Origin of the sequence: Frankia umida (assembly GCF_023242945.1) — a bacterium.
In the GTDB taxonomy this organism is placed as follows: Bacteria; Actinomycetota; Actinomycetes; order Frankiales; family Frankiaceae; genus Frankia; species Frankia umida.
The window spans coordinates 1-17,731 of record NZ_JALKFT010000029.1 but is presented as its reverse complement, the minus strand read 5'-3'; the positions used below and the strand labels follow the sequence as shown (position 1 = coordinate 17,731).

Here is a 17,731-nt window from a genome sequence, read left to right as displayed (position 1 = left end):
ATGATCAGCTGACCGTGACATCCCCCTCGGGCCAGGGCGTGCCGTCCAAGCTGGGCCGTCCGGGATGGTCAGTAGACGTCGCGGACGTAGCGGCGTTGCGCGGTGAGCGTGCGCAGGTGGGCGGCGGCGTCCTCGGGGGTGAGGTTGCCATGGGTCGTGGCTATCTCGCGTAACGCCGTGTCGACGTCGCGGGCCATCCGGGCCGCGTCCCCGCAGACGTAGAGATGGGCACCGTCGGCGAGCCACGACCACAGCTCGGCGCCGTGTTCGCGCAGCCGGTCCTGGACGTGGACGCGGGCCGGCTGGTCGCGGGAGAACGCCACGTCCAGCCGGCTCAGCGTGCCGGCCTCGGCCAGAGCGGTCAGTTCCGGGGCGTAGTGGAAGTCGGTGGCGCGGTGGCGTTCACCGAAGAACAGCCAGGCCCGGCCACGGGCGCCGCGGGCCTGGCGCTCCTGGAGGAACCCGACGAACGGGGCGACGCCCGTTCCCGGTCCGATCATGACGATGGGCGTGGTGTCGTCGGCGGGTAGCCGGAAGTGCGGTGAGCGCTGCACGAACACGTCCACCGGCGGGTCACCTGGCTGTGCGTCGGCGAGAAACGTCGAACACACGCCCCCACGGACGCGTCCGTGGGGGTTCGCGAACCGGACCACCGAGACGGTCACGCTCACGGCGGACGGGTTGACCAGCGGCGACGAACTGATCGAATACAGCCGTGGCCGTAGTCGCGGCAGCACCGCCAGCCACTGTTCGGCTCGCGCCCGCACCGGGAACTGCGCCAGCAGGTCGACCGCCTGCCGTCCCCAGGCCCAGGTGGCCAGGTCCGCGCGCCGTTCGGCCGCCAGCAGCTCGCGCAACCGCGCGACGTCCCCCGGTCCGTCCGCACCGCCGGTGGCACGGGCGGTGCTGCTGGCGCGAGTGCTGTTGTTGCTCTTGTCGGCGAGGAAGCGGAGCAGCTCAGGGCGCACCAAGGTGAGGTCGACGTGATGACGTAACGCCAGATGCAGCGGCATCGACGTGGCCGCGGTCGGTCGGCCCTGGCCGCCCTCGAGGGTGACGGGGATGGACGGGTCGAGTCCGGTGAGAGCCAGCCATTCGGCGACCAGCTCGGGGCAGTTCACCGGCCACACCCCGAGCGCGTCGCCGACGGCGTAGTCCAGACGGCCGCCACCGACGTCGAAGGTGAACTGGCGTACCTCCTTCGTCGATCCGGGCCCGCTGAGCAGACGGTTGCCGACCAGCGGCGCTGGCAGCGGATCGGTGCGGCTCGGCGTCCGGTCCGCCTCCGAGGACGTCCGCGGCCGGGGCAGCGCGGTCGTCGCCGGACGTGTCTCGACTCGTGCGGGCTGTGCGGTGGCCCGTGCGGGCTGTGCGGGTTGTGCGGGCTGTGCGGTGGTCAGTGCGGCCAGGACGTCGTCGAGCCAGCTGCCGAGGGCGTCGGCGTAGTCCGGTTCGCAGTCGACGCGGGGGACGAGCCGGTGGCCACCGAGGGCACCCAGGCGTTCGTCCAGGCGCCGGCCATGGCCGCAGAAATCGGCGTAGCTCGAATCGCCGAGGGCCGCGACGGCGAAGCGACGACCGTCGAACCGGGCGGCATCCTCGGCGCTGAGGTCGTCCCACAGGACGCCGCCGTTGTCGGGGGCGTCGCCGTCGCCGAAGGTGCTGGTCACGACGAGCAGATCGCCGGGGTCACGCATGATCTCGGTCGTGGAGACCGACATCTCCCGCAGCCGCGGTCGCCAACCGGCCCGCGTCAGTCGGTCGCTGATCGTCTCGGCCGCTTCCTGGGCGTTACCGGTCTGCGATGCCCACAGCACCTGCACCACCCGTGCCCCCGGATCCGAGCCGGCCCCGGGCCCGCTGTCGCCGGTGTCGCCGCTGACGTTGGTGCCGGCTGTACCGGCTGATGTAGCTGTGGTGGCCGGGGCGGTGATGCTGACGGAGTCGTCCGTCGGTGGGTGGACGTCGGCTGGCGCCGAGCTTTCGGTGGTGGGGCGAGCGCCGGCGAGGAAACCGGAGAGCCACAGGGCGGTGGCCGGGTCGAGGGGCGCGTCCGCGGGGATGGGTGGCAGGGGCGGGGCCACGGCCGTGGTGTGATCGGCGGTCAGTGTGGCCAGCGTGGTCGCGGCGGCGAGGAAACCGGACAGATAGTGGCGCTGCGGCTCGGTCAGCGGCGGGGGCGCCGGGTCGAGGCCGAACGTGGTGCCCAGGGCGCGCAGCAGCGCCAGGTTCCGGTCCGCGGGACGCCTCCCGTCGGTCTGGGGCCCGGCGGAGCCGTCCGGACGGCTCGCGGTGATCGGCGCATCGGAACTCGCGGCCCTGCCAGCGGCGTTGCCAGTGGGGGCGTCGAGGTGTTCCGCGCGACCGGTCGCGGGCGTGGTGGCGGTGCGCGGTTCTACGTCCACTCTGGTCAGGGACACGGCGGCGAGCTTCAGCTCGGGTTGGAAGGAGATCGGGTCGACGGCGTCGTTGGTGACGGCGTTGACGGCGAGGTCGGCGCCGAACACGTCACCCCAGTGGAACGGTGCGAAGCAGTTACCGGGCAGCACCCGGTCGGTCACGACCGCGGGCAGCACGGCGTGGCCGCGGCGCGACGCGATCCGCACCCGGTCGCCTTCGCCGATGCCGAGGTCGGCGGCGTCCGAGGGGTGCAGTTCGACGAACGGCCCGGGGTTGAGGCGGTTGAGCTTCGCCACCGTGCCGGTCCTGGTCATCGTGTGCCACTGGTGCGCGACGCGTCCGGTGTTGAGCAGGAACGGATGGTCGTCGTCGGGCAGTTCGGCGGCCGGCAGGTGCGGCCGGGGGTGGAAGACCGCGCGTCCACCCGGGGTGGGAAACACCAGCCGGGGGCGGGTGCCGTCGGGGCGCACCAGCAGCGGCTGGCTCACCCCGTCGTTGCGGTAGCGGATGGGGTTGCGCGGGGCCGCGCCGGGCGCCGCCGGCCACTGGACGGGGCCCGCACGCAGCCGCTCGTAGGTGATGCCGCGCAGGTCATAGCCGGTCTGTGGATTGTGGAACGCGCGGATCTCGGCGAAGATCTCCGCGGCGCTGGCGTAGCTGAACGCCGCGCCGTAGCCCATCGCGGTGGCGACGGCGGCGATGAGCCGCCAGTCCGCCAGAGCCTCGCCGGGCGGGTCGACGACGCGGCGGGTCAGGGTCAGGTTCCGCTCCGAGTTGATCATCACACCGTCGGTCTCGGCCCACATCGCCGCGGGCAGGAGCACATCGGCGTGCGCGTTCGTCTCGGTCTCGGCGAACGCGTCCTGGCTGACGACGAACTCCGCGGCGGCCAGACCCGCGAGCACCGTCGACCGGTTGCCGACGGAGGCGACCGGGTTCGTGCAGAGGATCCAACAGGCTCTGATCTCACCGTCGGCCATCTTCTGGAACATCTCGACGGTGCCACGTCCGACCTCGGTGCGTAGCCGTCCCGGTGGCAGACCCCACCGCTGCTCGACGAAGGCGCGGTCGGCCTCGACCAGCACCGAGCGCTGGCCGGGCAGCCCCGGACCCATATAGCCCATCTCGCGGCCGCCCATGGCGTTGGGCTGACCGGTCAGGGAGAACGGACCCGCACCCTGCCGGCAGATCGCGCCGGTCGCCAGATGCAGGTTGACCAGGGCATTGGTGTTCCACGTGCCGTGGGTGCTCTGGTTGAGGCCCATCGTCCAACAGCTCATCCAGGTGCCGCGGGCCGCGCCGATCCAGTCGGCGGCCCGGCGCAGGTCGTCCTCGGCGAGGCCGGTCAGCTCCGCCACCGTCGCCGGCGGGTAGTCGGCGAGGAACGGCTCCATGGCCGCCCAGCCCTCGGTGTGCTCGGCGACGAACTCCTCGTCGACGTGGCCGCCAGCGACCAGCAGGTGCAGCAGACCGTTGAGCAGCGCGAGGTCGGTGCCCGGGCGCACCTGCAGGAAAAGGTCGGCCTTGGCCGCGGTCGCGGTGCGCCGCGGGTCGACCACGATCAGTTTGGCTCCCGCGCGGACCCGCTCCATCATCCGCAGGAACAGGATCGGATGGCAGTCGGCCATGTTCGCGCCGATGACCAGGAACGTGTCGGCGTGGTCGAAATCGTCGTAGGAGCCGGGCGGGCCGTCCGCCCCGAGTGACAGCTTGTAGCCACTGCCGGCGCTGGCCATGCACAACCGCGAGTTCGACTCGATCTGGTTCGTTCCGATGAACCCCTTGACCAGCTTGTTCGCCAGGTACTGTGCCTCAAGCGTCAACTGTCCCGAGACGTAGAGGGCGACGGCGTCAGGGCCGTGCTCGTCGATGATCGCGCGCAGGCGACGGCCGACGGTGTCGATCGCGGCCTGGACGGGGACGTCGTGGGCTTCGGCACCGCGAACGGGCCGGTCACGGGCGGTGCGCAGCCGCCGTGGAGTCGCGGCGGCGAGCATGTCGGCGCTGGTCGCGCCCTTGGTGCACAGCCGCCCGCCGTTGGCCGGATGCTCCTTGTCGCCGCTGACCCGGCGCAGCCGGGACCCCCCGTTCGGGCCAGGCTCGACCTCGAGGACCATGCCGCACCCGACCCCGCAGTACGAGCACACCGACCTGACCCGCTCGGCCGACACCACATCCCACCTCCACCCGCAGGGTCATCCGCCCGCACGTCATCCGCTGCCGTGTCCCGCGCTCCGTACGTGGACCGTAGAACGAAGCCGTTTCACCATGGTGACACCGGACGAAACAACCAGGTGACGTCATCCGCACGGTGTTCCAGGTCGTCCTGTGAAGGCGCACTGTTACCCGCTCACAGCGCCCGGAGCGGTGTCGAGAGAAGTGTTTTCCGTGGGTGTAATCCCGGTCTGGAGAGCCGGAAACACGAGGTTCCTACCGTCGGCGGCGCGTCACCCCGTCCGGTAATCCCGTTCACCCGCTCCCGAGGAGCCCGTAAACCATGACATCAGCCCGCCACAGCCGGTGGATCGACGACTGGCGTCCGGAGGACCCCCAGTTCTGGGCGGACGGTGGACGCCGCACCGCGCGCCGTAACCTGTTCTGGTCCGTGGTCGCGGAACATTTCGGTTTCTCGGTCTGGGTGATGTGGAGCATCCTGGTCGTCAAGCTCGGGGCCAGTTCCGGGGGCGGCCCCGGCCCCGCCGGATTCTCCCTCAACACCGACCAGCAGCTGTGGCTGGTGGCCGTTCCCTCCGGCGTGGGAGCTTTTCTTCGGCTGCCCTACACCTTCGCCGTTCCCGTCTTCGGCGGACGAAACTGGACGGTGTTCTCGGCGCTGCTGCTGGTCGTGCCATGCGGGCTGATGATGTGGGCGGTACGGCATCCGGAGCTCTCGTTCGGCGCACTGCTGGTGATCGCCGCGGTGGCCGGCGTCGGTGGCGGGAACTTCGCGTCGTCGATGACGAACATCTCGTTCTTCTATCCGGAACGGGAGAAGGGCTGGGCGCTCGGCCTGAACGCCGCCGGCGGCAACCTCGGTGTCGCCGTCATCCAGAAGCTCGGTGCCACCGTCATCGCCGCCGGCACCGGCACGGCGCTCGCCCGGCTCGGCCTGATCTACATTCCGCTGGCCATCGCCGCGGCCGTCGGAGCACTGCTGTTCATGGACAACCTGCGTGAGGCCCGGGCCGACTACGGTGCCACCGCGTCCGCGGCGAAACGTGGCCACACCTGGATCATGTCGTTCCTCTACATCGGCACCTTCGGCTCCTTCATCGGGTACTCCACCGCCTTTCCCGCCCTGCTGAAGAACCCCGGGCTCTTCGACCGGGCGGACGTCGCCCTCAGCTACGGGTTCCTGGGCGCACTGGTCGGCTCGCTGGCCCGCCCGCTGGGTGGGCGCCTCGGGGACCGTTTCGGCGGTGCCAAGGTCACCGTGGCCGCGTTCGGTGCCATGACGATCGGCGGCCTGGGCGCGATCGCCTCCATCGGAGCGAAGGGGAAGATCCTCGAGCGGCCCAGTTTCGGGCTGTTCTTCGCCTCCTTCATGCTCCTGTTCCTGGCCAGCGGCATCGGAAACGGTTCGACCTACCGGATGATTCCCGCCATCTTCGCGCGTCGCGGCCTCGCCGCCGGCGGCTCCGCCGAGACCATGCGCCGCTCTCGCAAGGAGGCCGCCGGCGCGCTCGGCATCTGTTCTGCTGTCGGCGCATTCGGTGGATTCCTGGTCCCGATCATCTATGCCGAGTCGAACAAGGCCTACCACACCATTGCTCCTGCACTGTGGGTGTATGTCGGCCTTTTCTTCGTCATGGCCCTCGTCACCTGGTTGTGCTATCTGCGCGGCGGCGGTCCGGAATTCATCCCCGCCCCGCGGTCGGCCGCCGACGATATGCCCGCACACGATTCTTCTGGGGGTGAGATGGCCACGCGGGAGGCATCCGTGGATTCCGGTCGGGCCGCCGCATTGGCGGGGGAGCGCGAGCGGATGTCGGTACCTCTGGGGGGTCGTGACACCGGGGCCGGTGTGCGGGGATAGTCGGATTCCCGCGCTGGTCGATGCTTCTTCCGGTTTCCACCAGGGTGCCGCTATGTGGCCTTTCTGGTGGCGGTAAGGCCACGGTGGAGCTCGCCTCGTTCTCCTGTCGGGTCCTGTCGTCGACCTTGCCGGGAACCCCGGTCGGGTCGCGGTCGGGCCGCGGTCACGGCCGCGACGCCCTCTGGCGGGTCGGGTGCTGCCAGGTGTGCCTCCGACTGGTGCCGTGCCGACATCCGGAATGAGCAGTATCTGATCATGGTGCGGAGGGTGGTCATCCGGCTGGTCGGATCGGGGGAGGCATCCTTGGCATCGCGACCCTGACTGGCCCGAGTGAGGGATGCGGTATGCGTGGCATCGAGTTACCTGGCCCCGGCGGGGGGTGCTGGGTCCGCTGGACTACACTGGAAATAGTTCGAACTGAGGTTCGATTTTCTGTCGCTGGGCAGGTTATGGTTCTGGCATGCCATTTCAGTCGGAGGAGCTGGCCGGCCCTGAGCCGCCGGGCGGGTCCGGTAGTGCTGCTGGGAATCTGGGCAGCAGGGATCCTGCCAACGCCCTGCCGAATATCCCCGTGGTTGTCGTCACGGGAGAGAAAAACGCCTCTTCTCGTACTGTAAACCAGCTGGAGGATATCGCCGGAGGTATGCGCACGCTGTTGTCCGTTGAGCCCTCGTGCTGGTCGCGCGACGATGTCGAGAACGTTCTTCTGGGTATGTACGAGCTGCTTTCCCAGCTGAGTGTGGTCCGTAGCCGGGCGATTCGCAGGGCCGGTGAGCTCGGGTTCTCCGCTCAGCGGGGCGCCCCTGATCTGGTCGGGTGGATGCGTGAGCAGATGCAGGTCGCTCCGGGGGACGCGAGGCGTCTGATCGCCGTCGCTCAGGCCGTGGTCGGCGGGCCATGCCAGGCCACCGGGGTGGCGCTGGCCCAGGGAAGAATCAGTCCCGAGCAGGCCGACGTGATTCTGCGGGCGGTGCGGGGATTCCCCGGGCAGGCCAGTGACGAGCAGCGACGTGCGATGCAGGCCGCGCTGCTCGCCGACGCGATCCGGATGGATCGTCATCAGCTGACCAGGTCGGCGGCTCAGCTGACCGAGAAGCTGCTCGCCGCCGACCGCCCAGCGGACGAGGAGAAGCGCCACGACACCGGCGCGGCCGGCAGTGGCATGGCTGGCAGCGGTGACAAGCCCGATGCGACGTGCGGGGGCGGGGAGGACGGCCCAGTCGACGCGGGCGATGCTCCGCCGGTGGGTGACGGCTGTTCGCCGGAGTCAGAGAGCAGCGGTCCGGGCCAGGGCAGCGGTCCGGGCCAGAGCGGCGGCAGTGCCCCGCGGCCGGATCCGCAGGCGGTACGTCAGCTGACGTTCTTCGACACGCCGCAGGGCACCACGCTGGTGCGCGGCGAGCTGGACGCCGAAGGCGCGGCGCTGCTGCGGACGGCGCTCGATGGTCTGTCCGCTCCCCGCCCGGGCGAGGATGGCGCACGTGATCCGCGCACTCCCGCCCGCCGTCGTGCCGATGCGCTGGTGGAGCTGGTCAGCCGGGCTCTTTCCGGGAATCGGGTGCCGAAGTCAGGAGGTACGCGGCCCCATCTCACGGTCACGATCGCCTGGTCGACCCTGATCTCGGGCGGTCTGGGTTCGGCGACGACGAGCTGGGGAATGCCGCTGCCCCTCGAGGTGATCCGCCGGATCTCCTGCGACGCGGCGGTCGGCCGTATCATTCTCGACCCGAACGGCGTGCCGCTGGATGCCGGGAGGAGCGTGCGGACGGTTCCCCCGCACATGCGTCGAGATCTTGTCTCCTGAGACGGCGGGTGTGCATTCCCGAGTTGTGACAGGCCGCCTTCGTGGACCGAGGCCCATCACATCGTCCACTGGCTCGACAATGGTGCGACGAAGGTCGACAACCTGGTACTGCTGTGCTCCTTTCATCATCATCGAGTGCATCGGGAAAAATGGCATGTTGTTGTCGAGGGTGATCGAAGGCCGTCGTTTGTGTCGCCGGCAGATATCGATCCGTCTCGCCGTCGGCGTCGGAATCTCCACGGTCAGCCGCCCGATCTCCTGGGCGGGTGGAGACTGTGATGGCGGGCTCTCGAGATGATCAGATTGGTGATGTCATGTCCTGGTCAGGTGAAGATGCTCCGTCGGGTGCGCACCGTGGGGCGGCATCGTCGTTAGTAACGCCAGTCGGCGGTGTCGACGGCGGCGCGTTCGGGATCGAAGGCGAGGCGGTAGCCGCGTTTGGCCACGGTCTGGATGATGCGCGGGTCGCCGAGAGCCGCCCGCAGCCGTCCGATGGCGACCTCGACGGCATGCTCGTCGCCGCCACCCGGGGGCAGCAGGTCGCGACGGGTCACCACGTGCCCCGGCCGGGCGGCGAGGCGGCGCAGCAGAGCCATCGCGGTACGGCTCAGCGGCACGATCCGGCCGTCGGCCACGGCGGCCTGGCCGCGGATGTCGAGCCAGCCCTCGGCGACGGGCAGCAGCAGGCCACGGCGGCGTGGCACCTGTTCGACGATCTCGCGTACGAGTGCCCCAAGGCGGGCGCGGGCCGGCTGGACGACCGGAATATCGAGGGCGAGCAGCGGGCCGGAGGTCACCGGGCCCACCCCGGCGGCGATGACGGGGCCGCGCAGCGCTTCCAGCACCGCTTCGCGCAGGCCCAGTTCCTGGGAGGTGCGCAGGAAGCTGATCACCGCGGGAGCGCTGGTGAACGCGACCGCGTCGAGTTCGTTGGTGGCCACCGCGTCGATCATCCGGCGCAGCGGGGCCGGGTCGGCGGGTCCGATCCAGCGGTAGACGGGCACCTCGATGACGTCGGCTCCGGCTGCCCGCAAGGTCTCGACCAGATCAGGCAGCGGTTCGCCGTGCAGCTGGACGGCGATGCGCCGACCGTCGAGGTCGTGCTGCTCGATCAGGTGCTCGAGTACCTCGTTGGACGATTCGGATGCCGGCGACCAGGCCTCGCGCAGCCCGCTGGCGCGCAGCGCACCACGGGCCTTCGGGCCACGGGCGAGCAGGACGGCCGAGTCCAGCGCCTTGGTCAGGGGCTCGGCCAGGCCCCAGGTCTCGGCGGCGTCCATCCAACCCCGGAAGCCGATGCCGGTCGTGGCGATCGCCAGGTCGAGGGGCTCGGCCAGGCAGGCGTCGGTGGCCTCGCGCAACCGCGTGTCGTCCGCCAGCGGCACGATGCGGATCGCCGGTCCGTAGCGGACGCTCGCGCCCCGCCGTTCCAGTGCGGCGCCGAACTCCTCCCGTCGCCGTGCCGCGGTGATCCCGACGGTGTAGCCAGTGAGCGGCTCGACGCCGCTGGGCCCGGAGGTCATCCCCGGGCCCGCCCCGGCAGGCGTGCTGGCATCGCTCACGCGCAGTTCACCTCGACAGTTCCTTCGCGGACACGGACGTCGTAGACGGGCACGGCGACGCCGTGGTCGTCCAGGCACTCGCCGGTGCGCAGATCAAAGACCTGCTTGTGCATCGGTGACGCCACCGTCGGTCGGGAGCCCCGGGTACCGACGATGCCCCGTGACAGTACCCAGGCTCCGCTGAACGGGTCCTGGTTCCCCAGTGCGAAGAGAGCATCATCGTGCGTACGGAACAGCGCCACCTGGGTCTGCCCGATCAGCGCGGCCACCCCACGCTCGGGCGTCAGGTCGGCGAACCGGCACACCGCAGTCCAGCTGGACATGATCTCGCTGTCTCTCCTCCTCGCGGCGGTCCCGCTGGCCGCCACGGCCCGCTGCCTCGTGGACGTGCCGGTCACCTGATTCTCGGGTGTGTCGGTCACCGCGGTGTGACGGCGGAGGCGCCAGGCCGGTCATCGGCCCGCGGCGCCGGCACGGTGGTCGGCAGGGGGAGCAGGACAGGACGGGGCTGGTCGCGTTCGGTCACGAAGGTGATGCCCGGGTCGGGTGTGCCGGGCGCGTTGACGAACGACACGAAGCGGCGCAGGCGTTCCGGGTCGGCAAGAACGCCGGCCCACTCGTCGCGGTAGGTGGCGGCGTGACGCTCCATCGCTGCATCCAGTTCGGCGGCGATACCCAGTGCGTCCTCGACCAGGACCGCCCGCAGGTAGGCCAGCCCGTCCAGCCCGTCCAGCCCGTCCAGCCCGTTGGTACCGGTGCGGTCAGGTCCGGGGGAGGGCCGGGTGGTGGCGGTGGCAAGCGATTCGAGCCACCCGGAGGTGCGTTGCAGGCGATCGGCGGTGCGGATGTAGAACATCAGGAAGCGATCGATGGTGCGGACCAGGGTGTCGGCGTCGACATCGGTCAGCAGCAGGTCGGCGTGGCGCGGGCGAAAGCCGCCGTTGCCGCCGACGTAGAGGTTCCAACCGCGCTCGGTGGCGATGACTCCGATGTCCTTGCCGCGAGCCTCGGCGCATTCGCGGGCGCAGCCGGACACGCCGGCCTTGACCTTGTGCGGGGAACGCAGGCCGCGATAGCGCAGTTCCAGCTGGATGGCCAGGGCCACCGAGTCGCCGACGCCGAAGCGGCACCAGGTGGAACCGACGCACGACTTCACGGTGCGCAGCGCCTTACCGTAGGCGTGACCGGACTCGAAGCCGGCGGCGACCAGACGTTGCCAGATCGCCGGAAGCTGCTCGACCCGGGCGCCGAGCAGATCGATGCGCTGCCCGCCGGTGATCTTGGTGTAGAGGTCGAAGTCGCGGGCGACCTCGCCGATGGCGATGAGTTTCGCCGGAGTGATCTCCCCGCCGGGAACACGCGGTACCACCGAATAGGTCCCATTGCGTTGGATGTTCGCCAGGAAGGCGTCATTGGTGTCCTGGAGGGCGGCCTGTTCGCCATCCAGAATATGGCCGTTGCCGTGGCTGGCGAGAATGGAGGCGACGGCTGGCCTGCAGATGTCACAGCCGCGGCCGCGGCCGTACCGGGAGACCAGCTCGCTGAACGTGGTGATGCCCTGGGTACGTACCAGCTCGGCGAGTCGCACCCGGGAGATATCGAAATGCTCGCAGAGCGCGGGGTTCACCGTCACACCGGACTCGGCCAGCAGCGCCGACAGCATCGGCACGCACGAGCCGCAGCCGGTGCCGGCCCGGGTGCAGTCCTTCACCTGGGCGACGGTGGTCAGTCCGGACTCGCCGATGGCCGTGTCGATCGCGCCCCGGGTCACCGCGTGACACGAGCAGACCATCGCGTCGGCGGGCAGCGCCGCGACCCCGACCGCCCCGACGCCGGCGCCGGTGGCGGAGTCGGGGCCGGTCGGGGCGATCATGGCAAGCGGGTCGCCCGGAAGGGGACGTCCCACCAGCGGGCGCAGCAGGGCGTAACGGGACGCGTCGCCGACGAGGACCCCGCCGAGCAGAGTGGAGGCGTCGTCGGAGACGACGAGTTTGGCGTAGCTGCCGGCGACCGGGTCGTTGACGGTCACCTCGAGCGCTCCGGCGGTGCCGGCCAGGGCATCTCCGAAACTCGCCACGTCGACGCCGAGCAGCTTGAGCTTGGTGGAGGTGTCCGCGGCGCCCAGCTCGCGGCCCTCGGCGCCGAGCAGGCGTTCGGCCAGCAGCGTCGCCATCGCGTATCCCGGCGCGACCAGCCCGTGGACCCGTCCGTCGATGCACGCGCACTCGCCGATCGCGAACACGGCCGGATCCGCGGTCGCGCAGCCCCCGTCGACGACGATCCCGCCCCGCCCGCCCACAGCCAGCCCCGCGTCCCGCGCCAGCGCGTCCTGCGGCCGCACACCCGCCGCGAAGACGACGACGTCCGCCGCCAACGTCGTCCCGTCACCCAACGACACCGTCAGCGGGCCGGACGTGCCCCCCGCCGGTCCCTCCCTCCCGGCTCCCGCGGTGGCGACGGCCGCCGCACCGCAGATGGACGGCTCGGTGCCTGTGGGCGGCTCGGTGCCTGTGGGCGGCTCGGTGCCGAGGGGCGGTCTGGCGGCGAGGGGCGGTTTGGTGGCTGTGATCGGTTCGGTGTCTGTGGCCGGTTCGGCGGCCGCTGGTGGGGCCGTGATCGCGGCGGCGAAGGTACCCAGGTGAACGGTGACGCCGAGGTGCTCGACGAGTCGGCGCAGCAGAGCGCTGCCGCCGACGTCCACCTGCAGGGGCATGAGCCGGTCCGCCATCTCGACGACATGGACGGCGAGGCCCAGCTGACGCAGCGCGCGGGCGGCTTCCAGACCGAGCAGTCCACCGCCGACGACGAGCCCGCGTGGTGGGCCGCCGCGCGCGGGGGCGTGGCCGGTGGCGCGTTCGGCGGCGGCGCGGATGGCGGCCAGGTCGTCCAGGGTGCGGTAGACGAAACAGCCCGGCAGGGCGGCGCCGGGCACCGGTGGGACGAACGCGGACGAGCCGGTGGCCAGGACGAGAGCGTCGTAACCGACCGTCCGGCCGTGACTGGTCGTCACGGTCCGCGCGCCGCGATCGAGGGCGACCACGGATTCGGCCAGGTGCAGGACGTAGTCCTGGCCGTCGTAGCAGTCGTCGGCCACCAGATCGAGGTCCCGCGGGTCGACGCCGTCGAAGCAGGACGACAGCGCCACCCGGTCATAGGCGCGTTGGCGCTCGGCGCCGAACACCGTCATCTGCCAGACCCGGGCGGTGTCGAGTGCGCGCAGCTGCTCGACGAAGCGCTGCCCGACCATTCCGTTACCCACGACGACCAGCCGCTTTTTGTCGACCACGCAGACGATGGTGTCGGTCTTCTGTTGACTCACCCCTGCATCCGCGTTACTGCGGTGATAAATCCTTCTCACCGCGCCGGGAGGCGCCTTGTGCGGATGGCCGGGAGTGACGTTCCACCGGATGTGCACACGCCTTTCCAGGTGCATCTCATTACTGGTGGCGTGATGGGCAAGAATGCGCCGATGAGGTTACTGTTATGCGGCGTCGCGTCGCGGTGGCGGGCATGGACTGGACCAGTCGCGCATCGGCTCGGCGCCTCGCTTCGCACCAGCCACGGTTCGGACGCGGTCGGTGCTGGTCAGGGCGTGTGCTGGTCAGGGCGTGTGCTGGTCAGAGCGTGTGCCGGTCAGAGCGTGTGCTGGGAGGCGGCGGCCGCGGGGCGCAGGTCGGTCAGGGCCAGCGGGTGGGCCGGCGGGTCGGGCAGGACGATCGTGGACGTCACCTCGCCGTGCGCGCCGACGTGCAGGAGTTCGCCGCTGGCCAGCGTCCGCCAGCCAGGGTGCTCGTCCATCGGCTCGCTCGCGACGACGACGGCCGGGGCCACCGTCAGATCCGGGGCGTGCACCCGGGTCGCGCCGGTCGCGTCGGCGTGGTGCAGGGCCCGATCGCCGTGCTGACCACCGGCGGGACGGCGTAGCAGGTAGAGCCGGTTGGTGTCGGGGTAGCGCAGGGCCCACAGGTCGGTGGCGGTGGCCAGCAGCAGGTTGATGCTGTAGAGCGGCAGTGCGCCGGCCACCCAGCGGACCGCGGTGGTGATGCCGCGGGTGACGTCCCCACCGGCGTTGTCGATCTCCCGGTCGACCAGGGCGAACAGTCGCTCGGAGTCGGTGGCTCCGCCGATGTCGGCCATCGCGGCCGCGCCGAGATGGCGTTCCAGGACGTCCAGGCCCTCGATCACCCCGTTGTGCGCGAAAAGCCGGCCCGAACGCTCGAACGGATGGGTGTTGGGTACCGCTATCTCACCGGTGGAGGCATGCCGCACATGTGCGACGAAGGCAGTCGACCGGGTGTGGCGGGCCTGCGCGGCGAACTGCCGGTCCTGCCAGGCCGCGATCGGCTGGCGGAACACCTCGGGCTGTCCACGGGAGTCGAAGTAGCCCAGGCCCGTCCCGTCCGGGTTCTGGTGGCTCTGCTCGTCGAGGCTGTCCGGCGCGTCCAACAGCCAGAACGTGGCCCGGGTGGCCCGCGGGGCGCTGATCAGTCCGAAGAGCCTGCACATTCCATCGCTCCCTGTTCTGGCACCCTCCTGCGGCCCGCCCGTCCTGCGTCTGCGTCTCTCGATGGTCCGGGAGAAGGACGTGCGGTCGCAGCCGGGACGTCAACCTATCGTGTCTGGGGTGCGACTATAAGTGTCCGCGAGGGGTGCGGTGGCGGGCTCGCGTGGCCGGATCAGGACTCGGCCGGGCCCGGCGCGCGGCGGGAGTCCTGCGCCGTGGGAGTTACTGTGCCGTGGGAGTTACTGTGCGGCGGGAGCTGTGAGCGCCGTCGGTGCCGAGGTTCCAGCTGATGATCCGGTGCGGATGGATGCGGATCACCTCGGGACTCAGATGCGGGGCAGGAGCGGTGATGTCGCGCAGGGCCTGCGCGGTGCCGCGGATCTCCACGCCGCGCACCGACCAGGGGTCCAGCGACGCGATGTCGTCCACCACGTAGGCGACCTGCCCGTTCGCGGCGACGTTGCGGAACTTGCGGGTGTCGCCGAGGTGGTAGCCGTAGATGCTGATCACACCGGTGGCCTCGTCGACGGTATGGCTGACCGGGCTGTTCTGCAGGGTGCCCTCGGGCGCGAGGGTCGCGAGTCGACCGAGAGGCTGGGACCGCAGGTACTCGAGCTCGTCCGCAGTGAAGACCATGATGTGCCTTTCGGGGCGCGGCAGGGTGGCGCGTGGCTTGTGGCTTGTATGGGGCGGGGATGCCGTGGCGTGGGTGCTTCGAGGTCACCGTAGAAGCTGATGTCGAGGTGAGGTCAAGGCCCGGCCATCCCCGCACCGGTGACCTGGCCTGGCCGCAGGCAGCCGGGCCGAGGAGCGCCCCGGGCGGGTCGTCCCGCTACGTTCGGAAGGCGGGTGCGCGGCGCGACCGGGGTCCACATCCGCGAGGGGAATCCCTGTCGGACCGGTTCGGACTGGTAAGGAGGACGGGGGTGGGGGCTTCGTTGTCAGCAACTACCACGCCTGGGAGATCGCCGGTATCCAGGCCCGGCAGCGGGCCCGCGACGCGCCGTTGATCAGCTCGACGCAGTGCAGCTACTCGCTGGTCCACCGCGATCTGGAGCACGAAACTCCTGCCGTACTGCCGGGCCGACAACGTCGGCGTTCTGTGTTACAGCCCGTTGGCCGCGGGTCAGCTGACCGGATGGCGGGACACCCCGAGAGTCTTGGGGCGCCGCCGGATGGGCATGATGTCGCCGTTGCCCGGTCCCACCCTGCGCGCGGCCCGCGCCGCCCTGGACCTGGTCGCCCTGGACCTGGTCGCCCGGGCGCACGGCGTCTCGATGGCCCCGGTCGCGCTGGCCTGGCTGCTGGCCCAGCCGGGGGTCACGTCCGTCATCGTCGGGCCGAGCCGGCTCGAGCAGCTGGAGGACAACCTCGGTGCCGCGAGCCTCGTGCTGACCGAGGAGGAGCTGCGCAGCCTGGACGCCGCCACCCAGCCCGAACCGATCTACCCCGGCACCCTCGACCGAGCCCTCGGCGCTCTCGCCGAGCGATCCTCGTCGTGGACGAAGCCCAGGAGCTGACCCCGGCGGCCACCATGGCCGCCGATATATCAACTCGGGTTTGGTACTTCGGCACGTTGGGGTCGGGGTTGACGCTGGTACCGCCCAACAGTCTGGCCTGCGCCGCCTGGCCTGCGCCGCCTGGGACGAGACGGAACTCGAACGGTGGATCGTCCGGGCACCGGACCTGAACGAGGCGATGCGGGCCCGGCTGCGCAAGGCTGCGGCCGCCGCTGGGGAACTCGGCTACAGCGTCGTCCTCGACCCGGCCACCCGCCGCAAGTGCAGATCGACGGTCGTCGGGCTGTCCGAGACCCGGCGCCCGTTCGCGGCCGTCGCGCTCGAGGAACGTCCGGCGTAATCGGCAGGAAGGGACCGCAATGGCGGACAGGTTGGCACGGAAGGTCGCGCTCATCACGGGTGCCGCGAGTGGCCTGGGCAAGGCGCAGGCGCAGCTGTTCGTGGCGGAGGGCGCCCGCGTGGTGGTCGCCGATATCGACTCCACGGGCGGCCCCGCGCTGGTCGCCGAACTCGGGGAGGCGGCTGTCTTCGCCCACCTGGACGTCACCGACGCGGCCGCCTGGGAGCCGGTCGTCGCGAGCGTGTTGGCCCGCTGGGGGCGCCTGGACGTCCTGGTCAACAATGCCGGCGTCGCCGCGGTCGGCACGCTTGAGCACCTGCCGCTCGAACAGCACCGCCAGATGATCGACGTGAACATCAACGGCGCCTTCTACGGCACCCGGGCGGTCGCCGCCGCGTTGCGCCGGCAGGGCGCCGGTGCCATTGTGAACATCTCCTCGATCGACGGGTTGGTCGGTATCGCCGGGCTGTCCAGCTACGCGGCGACCAAGGCGGCGCTCACCGGGCTCACCCGCTCCGCGGCCCGGGAACTCGGGCCGGCGGGCATTCGGGTCAACGCGGTGTACCCCGGGGTCATTGACACACCGCACATTCCGGCGGCATCCCGGGCCTACGTCCAGCGGCTGGTGGAATGGCAACCCATCCCCAGGCTGGGCCGGCCGGAGGAGGTCGCCGCGCTGGTGCTGTTCCTGGCCGGGGACGAGGCGAGCTACATCACCGGGGCCCAGATGGTCGTCGACGGCGGCCACCTCGCGGGCCCGTGGCGACCATCCCACGAAGCCGCGGACGACACCTGACCCAACCCCTTCGGTGCCGCATCGAACCGGTCGAGCTCGCGGGGGAACGAGCTCGCGGGGGAACGAGGGGCGGTTGCGCGGCACAGCCGCCCCTCACGGCGCGGCTGTGGTCGTCGGGCTTCAGCTCGAGGACGTCGTGAATCCGGTCTGCACACCCTGGTATTACTGACCTTTAATGTGCGAGGTCGGCTGGCTGATCATGGGGTGGTGTCAAGGTCAGCCCGGTGCCCGCCAGGCAGCCCTCGGGCAGGTCAGGACGACGCCCGACCCGGCGCAGGCCGTGTCGGACCAGACCGGTGAGATGATCGACGTCGACCAGGACCCGGTTGGCGATCTCCCCGCGTTTCAGCAGCGACCACACGCCTTCCACCGGGTTCAGCTCCGGACTGTACGACGGCAGTCGGATCACGGTCAGCCACAGCGCGTTCGCCGCGATGAACGCGAGCATCTCCGCACACCGGTGGATGTTCAGGTTGTCCCAGACCAGGACGATCGGCCGGCCCAACCGGCGGTGCGCCGCCACGATCAGATCCCGGTACTCCGTCCATAGAAACGCCTTCGGTTCACCACGACGGCCCCGATGCTCGCGTAGCCGGTAGAACCAGCGCGGCACCTGCCCAGGCCGGTAGCAGGCAAGCCCCGCGATCGAGACCCGCCCCGACCCGCTCCCACGCACCCGTACCACCGGCGAGCGTCCCCGCAGACTCCAACTGGTCACCCGAGGCGGCCGCAACGTCTGCCCCGCCTCATCCTCGAACACCACCCAGCC

General features: G+C 70.7%; 12 protein-coding genes and 1 pseudogene. 6 read left to right on the top strand and 7 right to left on the bottom strand.

The window, feature by feature from the left end:
- Positions 1–68: 68 nt before the first annotated feature.
- On the bottom strand, positions 69–4,517 hold the full coding sequence (locus tag MXD59_RS21035; RefSeq protein ID WP_248826344.1) for a bifunctional nitrate reductase/sulfite reductase flavoprotein subunit alpha: 4,449 nt from the start codon (positions 4,515–4,517) through the stop codon (positions 69–71).
- 380 nt (positions 4,518–4,897) lie between these two features.
- Between MXD59_RS21035 and MXD59_RS21030 the strand changes: the two genes are divergently transcribed.
- The 3 genes and pseudogenes from MXD59_RS21030 to MXD59_RS21020 form a co-directional block, all read left to right on the top strand.
- Positions 4,898–6,436, top strand: a complete 1,539-nt coding sequence (locus MXD59_RS21030) for an MFS transporter (protein ID WP_248826343.1) — start codon at positions 4,898–4,900, stop codon at positions 6,434–6,436.
- Positions 6,437–7,079: 643 nt separating this feature from the next.
- A complete protein-coding gene (locus MXD59_RS21025) occupies positions 7,080–8,240 on the top strand; it encodes a DUF222 domain-containing protein (protein ID WP_248826342.1) in 1,161 nt (386 codons plus the stop codon).
- 33 nt (positions 8,241–8,273) lie between these two features.
- Positions 8,274–8,519: pseudogene (locus MXD59_RS21020) on the top strand (HNH endonuclease signature motif containing protein); the annotation flags it as partial.
- Positions 8,520–8,611: 92 nt separating this feature from the next.
- On the opposite strand, the gene MXD59_RS21015 reads toward MXD59_RS21020, so the two are convergent.
- The 5 genes from MXD59_RS21015 to MXD59_RS20995 all read right to left on the bottom strand — a co-directional run bounded on the left by MXD59_RS21015 (position 8,612) and on the right by MXD59_RS20995 (position 14,942).
- Positions 8,612–9,763: a uroporphyrinogen-III synthase gene (locus MXD59_RS21015; RefSeq protein WP_248826376.1), complete on the bottom strand. Its 1,152-nt coding sequence runs from the start codon at positions 9,761–9,763 to the stop codon at positions 8,612–8,614.
- A gap of 35 nt (positions 9,764–9,798) precedes the next feature.
- Positions 9,799–10,125: a nitrite reductase small subunit NirD gene (nirD, locus tag MXD59_RS21010; protein ID WP_248826341.1), complete on the bottom strand. Its 327-nt coding sequence runs from the start codon at positions 10,123–10,125 to the stop codon at positions 9,799–9,801.
- 95 nt (positions 10,126–10,220) lie between these two features.
- Entirely contained in the window at positions 10,221–13,121 is a 2,901-nt protein-coding gene (gene nirB, locus MXD59_RS21005) for a nitrite reductase large subunit NirB (protein WP_308301750.1), read from the bottom strand.
- Positions 13,122–13,435: 314 nt separating this feature from the next.
- Positions 13,436–14,308: a class II glutamine amidotransferase gene (locus MXD59_RS21000; RefSeq protein WP_248826340.1), complete on the bottom strand. Its 873-nt coding sequence runs from the start codon at positions 14,306–14,308 to the stop codon at positions 13,436–13,438.
- A 220-nt stretch (positions 14,309–14,528) separates the two neighbouring features.
- Positions 14,529–14,942: a PPOX class F420-dependent oxidoreductase gene (locus MXD59_RS20995; RefSeq protein WP_248826339.1), complete on the bottom strand. Its 414-nt coding sequence runs from the start codon at positions 14,940–14,942 to the stop codon at positions 14,529–14,531.
- A gap of 413 nt (positions 14,943–15,355) precedes the next feature.
- Between MXD59_RS20995 and MXD59_RS20990 the strand changes: the two genes are divergently transcribed.
- From MXD59_RS20990 to MXD59_RS20980, 3 genes are read left to right on the top strand one after another with little or no spacing between them, the layout of a single operon-like run.
- The gene (locus MXD59_RS20990) at positions 15,356–15,826 is read left to right on the top strand and encodes an aldo/keto reductase (RefSeq protein WP_308301752.1); all 471 of its coding nucleotides are present in this window, start codon (positions 15,356–15,358) and stop codon (positions 15,824–15,826) included.
- 40 nt (positions 15,827–15,866) lie between these two features.
- On the top strand, positions 15,867–16,166 hold the full coding sequence (locus MXD59_RS20985) for a hypothetical protein (RefSeq protein WP_248826338.1): 300 nt from the start codon (positions 15,867–15,869) through the stop codon (positions 16,164–16,166).
- A gap of 19 nt (positions 16,167–16,185) precedes the next feature.
- Positions 16,186–16,962, top strand: coding sequence for an SDR family NAD(P)-dependent oxidoreductase (locus MXD59_RS20980; RefSeq protein WP_248826337.1), 777 nt, complete (start codon positions 16,186–16,188; stop codon positions 16,960–16,962).
- A 172-nt stretch (positions 16,963–17,134) separates the two neighbouring features.
- On the opposite strand, the gene MXD59_RS20975 is transcribed toward MXD59_RS20980, so the two are convergent.
- The coding region (locus MXD59_RS20975) for a transposase (protein ID WP_248826336.1) at positions 17,135–17,731 on the bottom strand (597 nt) is incomplete at its 5' end.